Annotated in this window: 12 protein-coding genes; 6 read left to right on the top strand and 6 right to left on the bottom strand. The window is 36.2% G+C overall.

Annotated features, from left to right (window positions below; all coding sequences use genetic code 11):
* Positions 1–196 precede the first annotated feature (196 nt).
* On the bottom strand, positions 197–2527 hold the full coding sequence (locus ACFS6I_RS13810) for a GH92 family glycosyl hydrolase (protein WP_380921443.1): 2331 nt from the start codon (positions 2525–2527) through the stop codon (positions 197–199).
* Positions 2528–2751: 224 nt separating this feature from the next.
* On the opposite strand from ACFS6I_RS13810, the gene ACFS6I_RS13805 reads away from it, so the two are divergent.
* Positions 2752–4062, top strand: a complete 1311-nt coding sequence (locus tag ACFS6I_RS13805) for a hypothetical protein (RefSeq protein ID WP_380921441.1) — start codon at positions 2752–2754, stop codon at positions 4060–4062.
* Positions 4063–4116: 54 nt separating this feature from the next.
* On the opposite strand, the gene ACFS6I_RS13800 is transcribed toward ACFS6I_RS13805, so the two are convergent.
* A complete protein-coding gene (locus ACFS6I_RS13800; RefSeq protein ID WP_380921439.1) occupies positions 4117–4854 on the bottom strand; it encodes a GntR family transcriptional regulator in 738 nt (245 codons plus the stop codon).
* A 93-nt stretch (positions 4855–4947) separates the two neighbouring features.
* On the opposite strand from ACFS6I_RS13800, the gene ACFS6I_RS13795 reads away from it, so the two are divergent.
* The 3 genes from ACFS6I_RS13795 to ACFS6I_RS13785 are packed head-to-tail and all read left to right on the top strand — an operon-like array spanning position 4948 to position 9376.
* On the top strand, positions 4948–6270 hold the full coding sequence (locus ACFS6I_RS13795; protein WP_380921437.1) for a sugar porter family MFS transporter: 1323 nt from the start codon (positions 4948–4950) through the stop codon (positions 6268–6270).
* 41 nt (positions 6271–6311) lie between these two features.
* The gene (locus ACFS6I_RS13790; protein WP_380921435.1) at positions 6312–8063 is read left to right on the top strand and encodes a class I mannose-6-phosphate isomerase; all 1752 of its coding nucleotides are present in this window, start codon (positions 6312–6314) and stop codon (positions 8061–8063) included.
* Positions 8064–8080: 17 nt separating this feature from the next.
* Entirely contained in the window at positions 8081–9376 is a 1296-nt protein-coding gene (locus tag ACFS6I_RS13785) for an amylo-alpha-1,6-glucosidase (RefSeq protein WP_380921433.1), read from the top strand.
* 125 nt (positions 9377–9501) lie between these two features.
* Here the strand turns inward: ACFS6I_RS13785 and ACFS6I_RS13780 are convergent, their stop codons facing one another.
* Positions 9502–10188 carry a hypothetical protein gene (locus ACFS6I_RS13780; RefSeq protein WP_380921431.1) on the bottom strand — a complete coding sequence of 229 codons (687 nt, stop codon included), beginning with the start codon at positions 10186–10188 and terminating at the stop codon, positions 9502–9504.
* Positions 10189–10495: 307 nt separating this feature from the next.
* Between ACFS6I_RS13780 and ACFS6I_RS13775 the strand changes: the two genes are divergently transcribed.
* Both ACFS6I_RS13775 and cydB read left to right on the top strand, forming a co-directional pair.
* Positions 10496–11833, top strand: coding sequence for a cytochrome ubiquinol oxidase subunit I (locus ACFS6I_RS13775; protein ID WP_380921429.1), 1338 nt, complete (start codon positions 10496–10498; stop codon positions 11831–11833).
* A 6-nt stretch (positions 11834–11839) separates the two neighbouring features.
* Positions 11840–12916 carry a cytochrome d ubiquinol oxidase subunit II gene (gene cydB / locus ACFS6I_RS13770; protein ID WP_380921427.1) on the top strand — a complete coding sequence of 359 codons (1077 nt, stop codon included), beginning with the start codon at positions 11840–11842 and terminating at the stop codon, positions 12914–12916.
* 200 nt (positions 12917–13116) lie between these two features.
* Here the strand turns inward: cydB and ACFS6I_RS13765 are convergent, their stop codons facing one another.
* The 3 genes from ACFS6I_RS13765 to ACFS6I_RS13755 form a co-directional block, all read right to left on the bottom strand.
* Positions 13117–14622 (bottom strand): SusD/RagB family nutrient-binding outer membrane lipoprotein, encoded by a 1506-nt coding sequence (locus ACFS6I_RS13765; protein ID WP_380921425.1) that lies wholly within the window; start codon positions 14620–14622, stop codon positions 13117–13119.
* A gap of 53 nt (positions 14623–14675) precedes the next feature.
* Positions 14676–17909 (bottom strand): SusC/RagA family TonB-linked outer membrane protein, encoded by a 3234-nt coding sequence (locus ACFS6I_RS13760; protein WP_380921423.1) that lies wholly within the window; start codon positions 17907–17909, stop codon positions 14676–14678.
* A gap of 168 nt (positions 17910–18077) precedes the next feature.
* Positions 18078–18962 (bottom strand): AraC family transcriptional regulator, encoded by an 885-nt coding sequence (locus tag ACFS6I_RS13755; protein ID WP_380921422.1) that lies wholly within the window; start codon positions 18960–18962, stop codon positions 18078–18080.
* Between the last annotated feature and the right edge of the window lie 575 nt (positions 18963–19537).

Here is a 19537-nt window from a genome sequence, read left to right as displayed (position 1 = left end):
TTAAAATTAAAGTTCATGAAAAAGTGGGCACCTTTTCAGCAGATTAGCGTACCTTGAACATCGTTATGATGTAGTACGTAGCTGTATCCATCACCCGCAAACCCTAATTTAAATCCAATGTATTAAAACGAAAAATGGTCCATATTCACAATTAGTGAATACGGACCATCATGGATCACAATATGAATGATGATTATTATTTATTCTTTAAAACAATGCTCATCTTCCCCCCTTTTACCAAGTCTTGAAACGGCAACTCCTGACCAGACAAGATCTTTCCATTCAATTGGATCTGATCCAAATATATCCTACTTGTATCTTGATTTTTAACCTCGATCTCAAACTTATTTTTGCGTAATGTTTTAGGCAACTCAATAGTTACACGATCAAAAAGAGGAGCCCCAACTTGAAAAGATGGGTTTTCACTGGTTAAGCTTCTTACATCAAACAATCCCATGCTTGACATCACGTACCAAGCCCCTAATTGTCCCTGGTCTTCATCTTGTCCAAAACCGTAACCGTGTATTGCTTCTGTTCCATAGAATTCATTACAGATTGCACGTACCCACTTCTGACTTAGGTCCGGTCGTCCGGAGAAATAAAACAACCAGGAAATATGTAAATTAGGTTGATTGCCATGATTATAGAGGCTTTCAATCCCAGCAAAGGCATCAATATGTGCGCCTCCTCCAAAGATATTCTTTTGCGAAATTGTAAATATGCTATCTAAACGTCGATTAAACAAATCTTGACCGACAAGTTTTACTAACTCCCGCGGTACGTGTGGAACATAAAAAGTGTATTGCCAGGCGTTTCCTTCCTGAAAACCACGCCATGATTCATAGGGATTAAAATTTTGAATGAATCTTCCTTCACCATCCTTAGGTCTCATAAATTTGGTTGAGGGATCATACAACGTCCGCCATGCATTTGATAATTTATTGAGCACACTGTAGTCCGACTCATGTTTCAAAGACTTCGCAAATTGTGCCGCCGCTGCAGCTGAAAAGGCATACTCTAAGGTATGCGAAGCACCAAATGGAGATCCATTAGTTAAGAGCTCTGGATTGCCGGTCTCATCTTTTATATAAGGGGAATAACCTTTATTGACAAAAACTCCTACATCCAGTTTTCCTGCCCCCGGAAGCCGATCTTTAGATTCTAATTCATTTTTTCTAACTGCCTGGTAGGCTAAGTCAACATCATAATTTCTGATTCCAACATTATATGCGGCAGCGATTGCCAAACCAGTAAAATTAGTACCCACACCGGAAACATATTTACTATTAGCAATACCATCTCCTAACCAACCTGCATCTTTATATACGAGCAATTGACTTTGGATCCAATCATTATAATAATCAGGATATGCAATAGACCATAATTGTGTCAGATTCCAAAAAGCTCCCCAAATGGCATCAGTATTATAATGATGATGTACCGGAATACCTTTCCCATTTAAAGGAATCTGTCCGATACTACCGTCATTCTTAGGATATGCACCATTGACATCACTGGCTAAGCCTCTTCCCAATAAGGCATGATAAAGCGCTGTATAGAACTTAGTCCGGTCTTCAATTTTACCTCCTTCAACAAGAACACGCCCCAATTCGGCATCCCAAATCTGAAGTGCATTCTTCTTAGCTTTCTCAAAATTTAACTTTTTAGCTTCCTGAAGCAGGTTCAATTTAGCATTTTCAATCGAACTATAGGATAGACCTGTCTTTAGTTCAATCGCTTCACCTTTTTTGGTCTTAAAGCGTAAATAGAGACCTGCTCCTTTACCTTTTATCGTTTTTTTATCCGCAAAAGTTTCTGAATCTAAAAAGGTACCATAAGCGACAGGCAACTTATCAATCTCAGCAAAAAAATACATTTTTATATCGGCTCCTTTTTGATATTTCTGCACATAGAGCGGACTTGTTATCACATAACCCCATACATGTTGCTGATCGTAAGTGACCTCAGCATCAATGACGGGACCGCTTTCCCCCATGACATGACCGATATCAAAAATTACATTCGCTGAATCAGTTGCAGGAAATGTATATTTATGAAACCCTACCCGTTTTGTGGCCGTTAATTCTGCCTGAACATCATAATCTTTTAATTTGACACGATAATATCCTGATGTGGCAAATTCATCTGCTTTATCAAAAGAAGACAGGTAACCACTATGGGGCACATCCACTTTACCAGCATTGGTTTTTATTTCCCCAACTGTTGGTGCAAAGACAACTCCGCCGATTTGAAATTCATGAAAATGGGGAAATCCTGCTATTGAATGATGTCTATCATCATAACCAACAGCCTCCCAGCCGGAGCGGTTTCCATAACTACCATCTGTACTAGGTGCTAATTTGGCCATTCCAAAAGGTACTGCCGCTGGAGTATAAAAGAAATACCGACTATGAACCGAACCTATATTAGGTTTAACATATTGGGTTAAATGTTGTTTTTGCTGTGCGTAGGAGCACGAAATATAGCTCAGCACTCCCAAACAATATATGAAAATGTTTTTTATCATCGTATTTAAGGTTTACACACAAACTTATAAAATAAATTTCAAATGTATAGACATACTTCGAAATTAAGCTTTAAAAAATAGTAAACAGTAAATCTACTGAAATGGAAAATAATTGTAAAATTATGAATACTAAATAAATTAAAGCATTAAAAATTGAAATCATACGTTGATTTTTCATACTTTTGAATGTATACACATACAGAATAAACCAAATTTAATTCATTATGAAAAGATGTATATCAATCTTTACTATCGCACTTTTATTAGCAAGCTGTTCATCTAAACAGAAAACTGAGGATATTCAACTCGCAAAAACCATTTTAGCTGATAAGAATTTAATATTTGTAGACAGCCTGGCAAGACAGGTCATTAAAGAAGGTTTCAATGCTGGAAGCGGCTACTCCCAAATATGGGCGCGCGACTTGAATACCTTTATCGAAACCGCACTAGAAGAACGTACTAAAGAGGAAGTGAGAGGAGCTATCTTAGTATTCTTTAAGATGCAGCAAAAGAACGGCGAAATGGTTGATGGTTATGTCTTGAAAAAAGACTTCACCTGGCACGATGATACTCCTTATTATTCGGAAAACGATCCTGAACATGTAGGCTTTAAGAATACCGTAGAGACTGATCAAGAAACCTCACTTATTCAACTTCTGGGCAAATACATTACAAAAACAAAAGATCATAGTATTCTTGAAGAAAACATCGGTGGTATACTTGTTAAGGACCGCATTCAACTGATGCTGGATTATTTAAATCGTGAACGATACAATAAAGAATATAAACTGCTTTGGGGAGCAATGACCGCAGACTGGGGAGATGTCCAACCACATGATGATTTTGGTTGTGACTGGAATAATCTATCCAATGAAGCGATTGATGTTTACGACAATGCCATGTACATCATTGCTCTTAAAACACTTATTGATATTATGCCCGACGCAAAAAAAATAAACGAATGGAAAAGTCTGAAAAAGGAAATTGAGATCAACACCATGAAACACCTATGGGATAAGAAACAGCAAAAATTCATTCCACATATTTATCCTAAAGATTCGCCATTGCCTGAAGGATTTGATGAAAATAAAATTCATTACCACGGTGGAACGACCATAGCTATTGAATCGGGACTTCTAAGTAAGGAACAGATTAAAATTGTAAATGATCAAATGTTAGAAAATGTACGGTTATCTGGCATGCCTAGTATTGGACTTACAATCTACCCTACTTACCCAGAAGGATTTTTTAAAGGCTGGATGTCAAAGCCCTATGCTTATCAAAATGGTGGTGACTGGACCTGGTTTGGTGGCAGAATGATCCAACAATTAGTACTAAACGGCTATACAAAAGAGGCTTATCAACAGATTCAACCTATGATCAATCGAGTTGTTAAAAACAAAGGGTTTTACGAATGGTATGGAAAAAATGATGTTCCTAGTGGTTCTGGTAAGTTCAAAGGCTCTGCCGGAGTTTTAAGCAAAGCGATTCTACTAATGAACGATTGGGCTAAAGAAACTTTAGATAAAAAATAAAAACTTTGTTACAAATGAATCTGGATAATTAATTATCCAGATTCATTTTATATACTAATAATCGCGTCTACTTTCGACGGTATACGTAAAACTCTCAGCACGATAATATCCAAGATTGTATTCAATAGGCCTTCCTGATTGATCAAAGACAAATCTTTTCCTTGACAAAATAGGTGCACCAATAGCTATTTCAAGCTTGTCGGCGATAAATTTATTAGCAGCCATCGCATCCAGTTCTTCCTGAGACAGATCGGCTACAATATGAAAATCTGCTTCTAATATTTCATAAAGCGGACGTTTAAAATCTTCATCTCCAGTCAACCCAATACGTGGATGAAAGTAAGAGATAAAATAAACAAAGGGATCGTCTTTTTTGCCCCGCAAACGTTCTAATTTTAGTAACTTCAAATCTTCTGGTACATCAAAAAATTGTGCAACTGCTTTATCAGGAATTTCCCAACTGACATGAAGTTCAAAATTTTTCACCTCGAGACCCCGATTTTTCATCTCTTGGGAGAAACTTAACCAATTTTTGGACTTTGAACTGAATTTGGCACTTGCTACCTTAGTACCGATCCCCTTCTTCCTGATTAACAGCTCTTCGTAAACCAACTTATTAATTGCCAGGCGCAAAGTTGAACGTGAAATTGCCAGGCGCTTAGCCAGTTCAATTTCATTTGGCAATAATTTCCCATCAATATACTCCGGTTGCTTAATCAGTTCCCGTAACAAATTTTCGGCCTGTATATGTAATGGTATCGGACTTTTATGGTCTATTTTAAGAATCATCATATTTATTACTTAGGCTAAAGTAAGATTTTTTGCATTATTAAAAAAATAAATATATGTTTGTATGTATACACATACTAATTATAAAACCTTAATATGAATAAATTTTTCATCCTTATTCTATGTATCGTTTCACTAGGGGGGCTACTTTTCGGATTTGATATGGCCGTTATCGCAGGAGCGTTACCATTAGTAAAACAATTTTTTGGACTAACGCCAAACCAAGAGGGCATATTTGTTAGTTCGGCTTTAATTGGCTGTATAGTGGGCGTGATTTTCACAGGTAGCTTTAGCGATAGGTATGGCCGCAAGCCTGCGCTTATCGTTGCATCTATTCTATTTTTAGTATCCGCAATAGGTTGTGGACTGAGCACGAGCTATATGATGCTTATTCTTTTTCGCGGTCTTGGTGGCATAGGTGTGGGGATTGCCTCTATTGTTGTTCCGCTATACATTGCAGAGATATCCCCCAGCCAATTTAGGGGCCGAGCAGTGACTTCCTATCAACTTGCAATTACTTTTGGTATTCTTATCGCTTATATCAGTAATTATCTGATTATTCAACATCTTCCCTCGGAAAACCATGGACAGTGGCGGATCATGTTTTTAGTTGGAGCAATACCTGCAATATTACTTTCTATTGGAGCATATTTTGTTCCTGAAAGCCCACGTTGGTTACTAAAAGTTGGAAGAAACGCTGAGATAGCTGAAATAAGTGCTAAACTTAATCTCCCAAATCTACAAGATAGCCCACCTGAAACGAAAGGAAATCTAAAAGATCTTTTTTCTCCGGTTTACAGAAAAGCATTTTTACTGGGTTTACTCTTACCGCTATTCTCACAGCTTAGTGGTATTAATGCCATTGTTTACTATGGTCCGACGATTCTTTTGGATTCAGGCATTTCGATGAGCAATTCCTATCATGCGCAATTGTTCTTTGGACTTGCAAACGTACTTTTCACATGCTTTGCAATATGGAAAGTGGACAACTGGGGACGAAGACCTCTATATGTATTTGGAACATTGGGGGCTACCCTCAGCTTAATTGTGACCGGGTTTCTATTTGCAACAAATCAAGAGATTAACAATACGGCTTTAATCATTTCGATACTTTCGTTTATGTTTTTCTTTGCCTTTTCTATTGGTCCTTTAAAATTTGTGGTTGCTTCAGAGATTTTCCCAAATTCCATCCGAGCACGCGCCATGGGTATCAGTATCTTGGTTATGTGGATTTCAGATGCCATTATCGGTCAATTGACCCCCATCATCCTACATGCTTGGGGAGCTCGCTACACTTTTTGGCTATTTGCATTCTTCTGTGCGATTGCTTTTATAACCGTACTCCTATTCTTACCTGAAACTAAGGGTAAGCCTCTAGAAGAAATAGAGAAATATTGGAAAGATAAAGCCCGTAAATAAGTTATCTATACATTTAACAGATTTCAACAAAATAATTTAACATGCATATCACTACAGACTCAGCAACGGTACAGTACAATATTATGCCCGCTTTCCCTGCTACAGGTGAAATTTCAAACTCATTCCAAAAACTGGCCCGTATATTTCACGACAAGAAGATACATATCATCGATGGTTTTGTTGGTGTAAACTGGGAATTTGTCATCGAAAATATTTCAAAAGAATTTGAAAATTGTGGTATTAAACCGCGCTTCATCGCTATTGATGAAGCACTTTTATCAGAAGAGATTATTAATAATCAGGTAGCACCTTATCTTGGTGGAAATGATCCCTTATTTGGAAAAAAATCTCCTCTTCCATTATCTTCTTATTTTAACGCTGAAAAATTAGCGAAATTCCATGATATGCTCGCAAATAACCAAGAGTATATCATCTTTTACGGACCTGGAGCAGCTCTTTTAGATAATCAAGCTTCAATTATGTATGTTGATTTGCCTAAAAGTGTCCTAATTCAGCGCATGAGAGCTGGGAAAGCATGGAACTTAGGATGCAGCAATTCAAAAGATCCAAAACAGATTTACAAACGATATTATTTTGTGGATTGGCAATCGTTAAATAGCCATAAAAATTCGATCCTATCTAGTATCGAAATCATGGCCGATCAACAATCTGACGAAACCCTACCTTGGATGAGTGGTTCTGATTTAAGACAGACCTTGCATGAAATGTCTGTTAATTATTTTAGAGTAAAACCGACATTTGAATCCGGTGTTTGGGGTGGACAATGGATGAAAAATCATCTAACAGGGATAGATCAAAGCGCAAAAAACTACGCCTGGTCCTTTGAGATGATTGTTCCGGAAAATGGCTTGTCATTAAAATTTAATGATCTACTTCTGGAAATTTCATTTGATCAATTAATGTTCACTGAAGGCAAAAATATACTGGGTCTGGCTGAACCAAGATTTGGTGTAGATTTTCCAATCAGATTCAATTTCTTAGATACCTTTGATGGAGGAAATTTATCAATACAGTGCCATCCTAGCCCGCAGTATGCAAAGTCACAATTTGGAGAAAACTTTACCCAAGATGAAACCTACTACATTGTTGACAGAAAAGGAGATGCACAAGTATACCTGGGTTTTCAAGACGACATCAATAAAAATGAGTTTCGCACGGCTTTAGAACATAGTTTTAAAACCGGAGAAGCCATTGAGGTAGATCAATATATTCAAAAATTTGAATCTAAAAAGCATGATTTATACTTGATTCCACATGGTACTGTACATTCGTCGGGTATCGATAATTTAGTTCTAGAAATCAGTGCGACTCCCTACAACTTCACCTTTAAAATGTACGATTGGGTAAGACCTGATTTGGATGGCAAACCACGTCCTTTAAATATCGACCGTGCTTTTGACAATCTTAATTTTGAAAGAAAAGGACAAGTAGTCAACGATACCTTAATTGCAAAACCTGTTTTTCACAAAATTGATGATCAAGCAACAAAAGTTCACTTAGCTACTCATGAGGATCATTTTTATGATGTTGTACGCTATGACTTTGACCAAGAGGTAACGATTGAAACAAAAAATCAGTGTCATATTCTGATGCTTGTTGAAGGGGAGGCTGTGGAATTAACAACTGCAAATGGTATGAGGGAAGTTTTTAATTATGTTGAGACATTTGCCATTCCAGCTGCAACAGGATCATATACACTTCGTAACCTTGGAAAACAGCCGGCAAAAGTGATCCAATCGTACGTTAAAGATTCAAAATGTAACCAATTTTAAACTAAACATTTAAAAATATGAAAAACTTATTTTTTGCAATAGCTTCCTCTGCTCTTTTATTTTCCTGCAATCCAAGTGGAAGCAAAGGAACACAAAACAGTTGGCAGGCCGACATGAAAAAAGACAGTAGTTTTCAACTAGTCAAAGATATGGCAACCAATACCATAAAATCCGGTTTCAATGCTGGAGATGGATATGGAGAGGTATGGATCAGAGATTACAATACCTTTATCAATTTAGCTACACAAGTGCATCCTCATGAGCAAATCAAAGATCAATTGCTTATATTTCTGAAACTACAGGGGCCTGATGGGAATATTGCAGATGGCTTTGTTAAAAAAGCGAGCTTAAAAAATGGCACATCTGACTACTATACGATAACAAATGTATTAGCTCCAGATTATGCGGGGCATAAAAATACAGTAGAAACAGATCAGGAAACTTCTTTGATTCAGGCTGTTTACAAGTATGTGAACGCATCCCAGGATACATCTTTCTTATCGACCAAGGTGGGTAATAGTAGCGTTAAAGACAAGATGGAAAATGCCCTCCAGTTCTTAATGAATGAACGATACAATAAAACTTATGGTTTACTTTGGGGCGCAACAACAGTTGATTGGGGTGATGTACAACCTGAACATGATTGGGGTGTGCATTTAGATGAAAATTCTCATATTGCATTAGACATTTATGATAATGCAATGTTTCTAATTGCATTGGATAATTATATAGAACTTGTTCCTGAAAAAGCATCCCAGTGGAAACCCATCCGCGATGAAATCGCTACCAATACAATGAAGCATCTTTGGGATGAAAAAAATCAAAAATTTATCCCTCATATTTATATCAATGGATCACCATTTTCTTCAGATTTCGATGAAAATCAGATCTACTATCATGGTGGTACTGCTATTGCTATTGAAGCCAATTTACTAAGTAAGGAGCAAATAAAAACAGCCTTAGATAAGATGGTCAAAAATGTGAAAGATTCCGGTGCCGCTACAATCGGCTTGACGATCTATCCGACTTACCCTGCAGGTTCATTCAAAAATAAAGGGATGTATCCATATGGATATCAAAACGGTGGGGATTGGACCTGGTTCGGTGGCCGTATGATACAACAGTTGGTGAAAAATGGTTACGAAAAGGAGGCATATGAACAAATGAAACCGATGTTGGATCGGGTAATAAAAAATAAAGGCTTTTATGAGTGGTACACAAAGGATAATAAACCTGAAGGATCAGGCACCTTTAGAGGTGAAGCTGGCGTATTGTTTGATGCTATTTCACTATTAGAAAAATCACAGGGCTAACAGGGTTTTATGTACTAAACCCGTTGTACCAGAAAAATTACTTTTTAAAGTAACGCAATATGTTGTAAAAGAGGTGTAATCAAAATGGTTACACCTCTTTACCTTTTCAGGTGAAATAAAAAACCTTATTTAATATCAAATTTTAATTCGAGCACGTTTGCACCTTTAAATTTGCCAGCATAGCCTTGATCAAGTAAATCGACACGTTCAATCGTAGCTTTTACTCCAGGCTCTATTTTCCGCAAGGAATAAATTAGTTTTTTCGTTTTTCCTTTGTTTTCAGAGCCCAACGTAAAAAATGCCTTCAGGCCTGTCATCTCATATTTACCATTAACTTTAGTTCCATCAGCATAATCCGTTTCTCGTGGTTGAAAAATAGCACCTCCATTTGTCTCCGTATTTGCATTTGCGATTAATTTGTCTCCTATTAAAAATGCCTTGTACTCACCAGCTGTTGCCTGATTCTTCACAAAATTATCTTGAATTTCTATTCCTTTTTCATCGTAAACTTTTAAATCCACTTTGTAAGCGAGCTCAGCATCTAAGTTAATCGCACCTTTTGTTAAAGCGTTACCAGAGGCATCAAAGTTTACAGTAGTAACAGCACCTTCCTTCGCAGTGGTTACACCGTGAAAATGGTCTCCATGACCTGCCCCTTTGGTTCCCTGAAGCTCCGTAAACTGTAGAGATGCCCTAATTTCTTCCTTCTCAACAGGAACCTGTTCATCCTTTTTACAAGACGATACTCCAATTAAAAAAACCACTGAAGCCAATAGCACTACAGCAATACGTTTGATAAATTTCATTTTCATGATTAGATTTTGATTTAAGTAAAACAATTCAAAGTCGCCATATACGCAACTATGTTGCAAATATAATAAATAATATCACAAATGCAACTATGTTGCTTTACTAAAGATTATTATTTGATAACCTTTATTCAGCCAATAAATACCTTAAAATCAACAAGCACTTCATATTATATAATAGCCATTGCGCATCCCACTCAATCTGCAGGATGGTTTATAAAAATTATAACAAATAAGTAAAAGCACTTTATTGTTTCCCATATAAAAAACAATTATATTTAGGTTATATTTTAACCTCATATAATGTCGTATGGAAGACATGATACTTTACAATCGGTTACAGTTTGCTTTCACCATTACCTTTCACTACCTGTTTCCGCAATTAACGATGGGCCTCTCCCTGATGATCGTTTACTTCAAATGGAAATTCTTACGAACGAAAATTGAAGAATACAATCATGCTGCAAAATTCTGGATGAAAATATTCGCTTTGAACTTTACAATGGGTGTCGTCACGGGTATTCCAATGGAATTTCAATTTGGTACGAACTGGGCAAAATTTTCCGAATTAACGGGTGGCATTATCGGACAAACATTAGCTATGGAGGGTATGTTCTCCTTCTTTCTAGAATCGTCCTTTCTAGGGATGTTTCTTTTTGGAGAAAAGCTACTTGGCCATAAGCTCCATTTCCTCTCTGGATTAATGGTATTTATCGGCTCTTGGGCGAGTGGTTTTCTCATCATTGCAACCCATTCCTGGATGCAGTATCCGGTGGGATATGAAATATTAGAAAATGGAAAATTTGTATTAAATAACTTTACAGCACTTTTTAATAATCCATGGCTATGGCCTTCCTATTTACATAATCAGGCAGGTTCTCTGATTACGAGTTCTTTCTTTGTAGCATCCATAGGTGCTTTTTACTTATTGAGTAATAAACACAGCAAATTTGGAAAAATGTTCGTTAAAACTGGTGTCATTTTCGGTGTTATATCCTCTATTGTAGTTGCTTTTCCAACAGGCGATATGGCCGCTAAGAATGTTGTCAAATATCAACCGGTCACCTTTGCGGCTATGGAAGGTATTTTTAAGACGGAAAAAGGGGGATCAGAAATCGTACTTATTGGTCAGCCAGATATGCAAAATAAAAAGTTAGATAACAAAATTGCTGTTCCAAATGTCCTTAGCTTTCTTACCTATCAACGTTGGGATGCAGAGATCAAGGGTTTGAATGAATTTGACGAATCTACACATCCTACCAATGTACCTGGACTGTATTATGGTTATCATATCATGGCGGGCCTAGGTACCATTTTTATTGCAATAATGGTAACGGCCACGTTTTTACTTTGGAAAAACAAATTATTTCAGACAAAATGGTTGCTCTGGATCATCATGTTTATGATTCCTTTTCCCTATATCGCTAATACTGCAGGATGGTATACAGCTGAACTAGGAAGACAGCCCTGGCTTGTGTACAACCTGATGCGCATGGTAGATGGCGTTTCTCCAACCGTTTCTTCTGGTAACGCCCTATTTACCTTACTCGGGTTTGTTGGACTATATATATTATTAGGATTATTATTTTTAATGCTTGTGTTAAAAATAATAAGAAAAGGTCCTGAGCCTCAAATCTCCTTAACGTAATTGATCATGGAAATATTTTGGTTTATCGTATTAATGATCATGCTGGGAATCTATGTTATTCTAGATGGTTATGACTTTGGAGCAGGAATTGTTCATCTCTTTTTTGCGAAGACAGAAGAAGAAAGAAAAGCAGTAACAAATTCTATCGGACCTTTTTGGGATGCTAATGAAGTATGGCTTATCGCTTCGGGAGGGGTCTTATTTTTTACTTTCCCGACATTATATGCTTCAGCTTTCAGTGGCTTCTATTTACCCCTGATGCTTGTTCTTTGGTTACTTATCTTTCGAGCCATAAGTTTAGAATTAAGAGGCCAGGTGCATAACCGCATGTGGGAAGCGCTTTGGGACAAGGCTTTTGGCTTAGCCAGCCTCCTGCTTGCTTTATTCTTTGGAGCGGCTTTAGGTAATGTTGTCCGGGGAGTAAACCTTGGAATGGTCGAAAATGGTGTCTCTACACAGGAACCACATTATTTCTTTTTGGCACTTTGGAACCCAACATTTGATCCACTGGCAGAACATCAGGGTATCATTGACTGGTTCACCATATTATTAGGCCTAGTCGCAGTTGTTACACTGACTATTCACGGCGCTAACTGGATTATATTAAAAACTTCGAGCTCTTTAAGCCAGCGATTAAAAGATGTCATATTTAAGCTCAACTTTGTATTATTATTTTTAGTAATCTTATCTGCTTTTGTGTGGCACTATGTGAAACCAATTTCACTGCATAATTTTGGAACTTATTACTGGCTTTGGATTTTCCCGATCATTGCTGGTATTGGACTATTTGGACAGTTTCAAATTAAAAAATTCAAAAAAGACTTATCAGGATTTATATTTTCGGCCCTATTTATCTTCGGAAGTTTCGGATCTACTATCGCATCCATGTTCCCAATCTTACTACCTTCGACCAATAACGTAAATCCTTCCTTGACTGTGCAGAATGTTGCAGCACACGAATATGGATTATCTGTTGGGCTGGGATGGTTTTCTGTTGCCGCTGTATTGGTTATTGTTTATTTCATTATCCAATTTAAAGTGTTTAAAGGTAAACTGGATGATGTTGGTTATGGAGATCATTAAGAGAGATTCGTTTTTTAACACAAAGGAGCCATTAGAACAATTTCTTATTTAGGGATTCTAATTATAGCAGATTAAAAAGTCCTTTGAGGTACCAAACCAAAGACTATGTTGATCTCTATTTTGTAATATCAATTAACTGTAAAAGAAAAGCGAGGTGACTTCTGTCACCCCGCTCCTCAGAAAACATAAACACATGAAATTTAGTTCTTGCCATTATCTTTTGCCCACCACAATCTTTTACCCCAAGATTGGTCAACCACTCCAGCTGCTGCAGCCTCCGTATTAACCTTATTGTATAAATATTCATTATTCGGATAAGGCAATCGCCATGGTTGATCATCATGTTTTCCTTTAAATACTGAATTTAAAGAAGGATAATTTGTAGAAGGAATCCCTGTTCTTCTGTAGAGTGCCCAACCCTCGTAATTCTCCTTAAACAGGGCGACCCACATGTCCCACCATATTCTCTCCTTTGTATTATTGAACTTTCCTTTACCTGCTAAATAGGCCTTTGCATCAGCTTCAGATATGCCATTATCTTCCATGGAAATCATGACCGCCTTATTATATGCCACTTCGGCTGTTGTTCCAACATTATAACCTAGCATTGCTGCTTCCGCTAATATATAATAGGTTTCACTTGATCGATAAAATGGTGTATATCCTCCTGCATTATTAATGTAATGCTCACCGATCCATGATACCGACCTTAAAGGACTAGGCGATGTTGTTAATCCATTTTGATAACCAACATATGTTCCCCCATTTGTCTTCTGTGCTACTGAAGCAATTCTTGGATCTTCAACTTCATTTAAGTAATTTATAAATATGTCAAACATACCCCAGTTATCAATACGTTTCCCATTGATACCAGATTTATACCAGGGTTCCATATATGGTAGTGTCCCTGGATAATATAAATAACAGTTTTCGGCATTAGTTTCCAAAACTGGATATTTATCTTTATTTCCAGCAATCTCTTCAATTGTCGATTTGGCGAGAGCTGGTGATACCGCAGAAATACGCATAGCCATACGAAGACGCAAAGAATTACAAAATTTCTGCCATCTTAACATCTCCACATCTAATGCTGTATTATTATCTGCATTATAAATAATATCATAATTTCCAATTATATCTTCTCCAATCCCTTTATCCATTTCATCTGCAATCTTTTTCAAATCAGCTAACACGGCAGGAAAAATATCTTCTTGTTTATCATATTTAGGTTTCAACAAACTCCCATCTCCTGGCATCCCTTTAAACGCCTCAGAATACGGGATATCCCCCCACCCATCCAATAAATGCGACCACATATAATTTTGCCAAATTCGTGCGATGGTTCTTACATTCTTAAATGCTTGCGCTCGTTCTTCGGTTTTCTTTAAAAGATCATTCATCTGCGTAATGTTATAATAACAAGCAGCCCAACGATTTCCATAAGAATTATTGGTCGGAATCAACCCACTCATATTGTCCGGATATTGAATTTTAACAATATAACCAGCAAAGGTGCCATAACCGTCGATATCCCCGCCAAATTGTTCTCCTGCATTACGGAGTACATTGATCAACATATTTTGAGGTGGAACATCAGGTAATGCATCTGGATCCGTATTAATTTTCTCAAAGTCTTTTGTACAACCTGCTAGACAAACTATCGCGAGTATCGAAGCAAATTTTATATTAAATAGTATTTTTTTCATCTTTCTGATTCTTTAATTCAATTGAAATATCATTTTACCGAACGGAACAAAGGTTAAAAAGTAAATCCTAGTTTTAAACCAATACTTCTAGAATTTGGAACCGTTGCTTGTTCAAAACCAACACCCCTAGAATCACTTGAAACACCTCCTGATTCAGGATCTATTCTCATGGTATTTGACTTATCTACCCAAAGCAAAGCCAAATTAGATCCGATTACAGATAGATTTGCCCGTTTTATCCCTTTAATTCGACTATAAAGATGTTGAGGTAAATTATACGTAAAATAGGCTTCCCGTAATTTCAAAAATGAACCATCAAAAACATACATAGCTGCAATACCGCCACCCTCATACCAATCTTGAGCGGTCGTTTCAATATTATTTTCTATCCATCCACCCTTACCATCAGACATCGCAAAGCGTTCATTTGTCATTACATCTCTTCCTGCAAGTATTGCACGTTCGCGTATTCCATTGGCTGCTGTAATCTCTGCTACACCCGTTGTATAACCATGTGACATCGTTTGTGACCAAATGTCTCCACCTTTACGAAAATCCAACATAAAGCCAAAACTAAAGTCCTTATAAGTAAAATCATTACGTAAACTTGCTAAAAAATCTGGAACAACATTGCCTATATTTTGCGCAGCTTTACTTTGAACTAAACCTGCACTTGTAACCTTAATAGCACCTTTCATTGCTCCATCTTCAACACGATCATATCCTGGTCCTACTAATGTTCCCCATGGTTGACCTTCTCTAGCCATATTGGCAATCCCCCAAGTCCATCCAATTTGATAATCCTTCAAATCTAGAGCTGGATATAATTCTAAAACTTTACTTTTATCTTTTGAGAAGTTTGCTGTCGCAGTCCAATTCAAACCAGTTTCCTTCTTTAGAATATCACCTCGTAATTGAAGTTCAACACCTTTACTTTCAATATTACCCGCATTCAAGAACATTCTTGTAAAACTTACTGTATTTGATGTATTTACAGGAAGTAATTGATTTTTCGCATTTTTATGATAATAAGTAAAATCGGCATGTAATCGATTATTGAACAATCCTAATTCTACTCCTGTTTCCCAAGTATTTATAGATTCTGGAACCAAATTCTCAATCGCATATGTCATGCTTTTATACATCTGCGCTAAATCATTAAATGCATCAGTTTGTGCATAATAATAATTTCTATTGCGATACGGATCTGTGGCATTACCTACCTCTGAAATATTCAATCTCAATTTCATAAATGACAAGAAATCCCCTTTAATACTTTCAAAAGAAGTTGTTGGGATCCAGCTCATACTTACTGATGGATAAAAGAATGACTTTGTTAAAGTTGAAGACCAATCATTTCGAGCAGTCACATCAACATATAATTGATCTCGCCAGCCAACGGATGCCTGACCATAAATGGAATTAGAGCGATTGTGCTCATTATCCATTATTGTTTCAGCAGGTCCAATCTTATTCGCGATCGTATAAACTCCAGGGACATTCAGACCTGTTGCTCCAAGTGTATTTAGATTCATTTGATAATCGCGGTAATTTGCACCCGCTGTAGCTAATATGTTGAAATCCCCATATTGTTTATTAAAATTTGCTATAAAATCAGCGTTAAACTCTGTTCTATTATTTTTGTTTTCGCTAAAACTACCATTCAAATGGTCAAAATTGAAGTAATTTCGTTCAAACCTCTTAGCGTTAGCATAATCTACACCTACTCGCCCCTCAAATTTCAAAAAATCAAAGGGTTGATAATAAAGCGAACTTTTTCCAAAAATACGATTCATTTGCAAAGAGTTTAGCGATTCATTCATCGTATAATATGGATTCATATGATAATTCGAATTCCAATTATAATAGGTATAATTACCTTGAGCATCACGTTGATCCCAATTTCTTTTCAGATCTTTCATATCGACTTGTCTACCGAACCAAATCAATCCATTCATAGGATTAGCTCCATCATATCCTTGCATAATCAAATTATCACTTTCAGTCCGGGTATAATTCGACATAATGTCGAATGTTATCTTATCACTGATCTTATATTCGTTATTCAGTTGAGCTGTGTATTTCTTCTGATCCGTATTTGGAACTGTTCCTTTTTGATCTCTAAAAGATATTGAAGCACGGGTTGACGAACGATCGCTTTTAGCTAATAAGGAGAGGTTATGATTTTGAGAAAAACCTGTCTGAAAAAAATCTTTAACATTATTTTTATGGGAAATCCAAGGGGTAGCTTGTCTAACCCCATCAACGGTAGGACTATTGAATTGAGGAAGCATTAATCCGATATCTAAACGAGGTCCCCAAGATTCATCAAATCCATCATTTATTCCTCCTCCAGCCCCATCCACGTATGAAAAAGAACTATCTTGCGCAAATTGTTGGTAAGTTAATCCATTTCCCTTAGCTAAAAGTCCATAATTATATTCGTCACCGCGTGACCCCTGGCCGTAAAGGTTTTGATACTTTGGAATCGTTGATGCTCTATCTATACTGAAATTAGCATCATAGGATATTTGCACACCATTATTAGCGCGCTTACCGGACTTAGTAGTGATCATGATGACACCTTTACCACCTCGCATACCGTATAAAGCTGCGGATCCACCTTTTAATACAGTAATATTTTCAATATCTTCTGGATTGATATCATTTAAACCCGAACCATAATCAACACCTCCATAGGTATTATCCCCACTTCTTTGTGAATTATTAGTAATTGGTACTCCATCGATTACAATTAAAGGTTGTTGATCATTTAAAAGTGATGTGTTTCCTCGAATAGAGATCCTCGCAGAAGAACCTACTGCTCCACCAAATTGATTTACCTGTACCCCAGCAACCTTACCTGTTAAAGCTCCAGTTACACTTAATTGCCCAGCATCAGTCAACTCTTTGGCTTTTACTTCTTGAACGGCATATCCCAAAGATTTTTTATCTCTTGAAATACCCATGGCTGTCACCACCACTTCGTCCAAACTTTCCGTATTTGAGGCTAATGTAATAGAGAGGTTGGTTTGATTTGTAAGGTTAATTTGTTTTCGTTCATAACCAATAGCCGAAACATTTAAGATACCGGATTGTCTATATGAAATAGAAAAATCACCATTAGGCCCAGTTTGTGTTCCTGTACCGTCCTGTAAGGAAATGGAAACCCCTGGGATTGGTTTTCCATCTTGACCGACCACCTTACCTTTCAGTACGGTCTGCGCATAAATAGCCGAACTGACCAGCAAGTTAGCCGCTAGAAATGTAATAGCTGTTTTTTTCATAAAATAGTGATTCAAATGTTAGTTTATCATGTCTATGTAATAACTAAGTTATCAATAGTAACCTTTGAATCTTAACCTTATCTTAACAAAGATGAGCAGTTTTTTAACATTAAATGTTAAATATTATTATAGCTCTACAGCAGCATTATCCAGCAAGATACATTTTTATTAAATTCCAGTAAAAACAGTATTTTTGTAATTATCCGTATATTCTTTCGGATTGCACCCTCTTACTTGTTTAAAAACACGATTAAAATTAGTGATGCTATTAAAACCACAATTATAGGCAATAAAGGATACACTCTCTAGATCACCTTCATTTAAGTGGTTACAGACTTCCTTTATACGAATGCGGTTTAAGTAAGATACAAAAGTTACTCCACAATGCTTTTTAAAATACCTACAGAAGGCCTGCGGGGTTAAGTTTGCATAGTTGGCCACATCTTCTAAACTCAGTTCCTTTTTAAAATTCTCTTTTATATAATTGCATATTAAACTGATTCGACTAACACCAATCGGCTCATCCTGATTAAATTCAATTCTTTCTATACAAAGGGGATCTGTTTCTTTAGAAATCATAGCTAAAGAGCGTAACAAATAAAAGAACTGCATCAATTTATCGAGCTCATCTGCACTCTTTAATTGCACGACTCTTTCAGAAATTTGATTAAAATAAGCGTCTGGAACTTTAAATCCACGAGAATTACTGTTAATAAAATGATTCAGAGACTCAAACTCACCTAATGAAAACAAGGACTTCAACTTTCCGTGCGGATCAAAGAAGATAGAAATTGATCTTGATTCATTAAATAAGCCATTTTGAGACATCGATTTAAATACATGAGGCTGATTTGCTCCCAAAAAAAATATATCATTTTCTTTAAAAGGATGCAAAGTATCTTCAACAACCAAAACGCCCTGACCTTTTTTTATCCACATCAATTGTGCCTCCTGATGCTTATGCAAATACGGATAAAATGAATCCATTACATCTTCTTGTATCGTTAAGCTTTGTCCTTGTGTTGTCGGCACATTAAATTGGAGAGTTTTCATAGCATGTTAAGAATTAAACTTTACAAAAATTTATTATTTGGTTGATCTAAATATAACAACTAGATTTTAATAAAGAAAAATATGATGTAAACATGGAACAAATAGTACTTTGTATTTTTTGATAATTTTGAGAATAAAAAACAATGCTAAAGAATCTTTCTTCTATTAAAAGAATAATATAACAACTCAAACAACTTAAAATCAACTTCTGTAATTATTTCTAATAAAAATTACTAAAAATGTTCAGATATAGTTTTTTAATTCTCTTAAATTATGCAACAGTTATTGTAACAACTATATAAAATCTAAAAGATCATATTTTTGATCAAAAAGTTACACCGTCAATTCATACATTCTAAAAAAAGTAGATGAGAACAAGGAAAACCCAAATAATTTTAATGCTATAGATTTACAATAAAAAGTCAAAAAATAGTATATCCTCATAGGAAGACAAATAATATTTTTGTTCTTATAACATGTAGATGCATAATTTTCTCAACAATTAACAATACTATTCGAAGAATAGATAGCAATGCAATAAAAAAATCCTAAAATAATATTTAATATTTCCCACA

Source organism: Sphingobacterium anhuiense (assembly GCF_042686355.1).
GTDB classification, from domain to species: domain Bacteria; phylum Bacteroidota; class Bacteroidia; order Sphingobacteriales; family Sphingobacteriaceae; genus Sphingobacterium; species Sphingobacterium anhuiense.
Note: the sequence above shows the minus strand (reverse complement) of the source record. Positions and strands in the feature narration are given on the sequence as shown.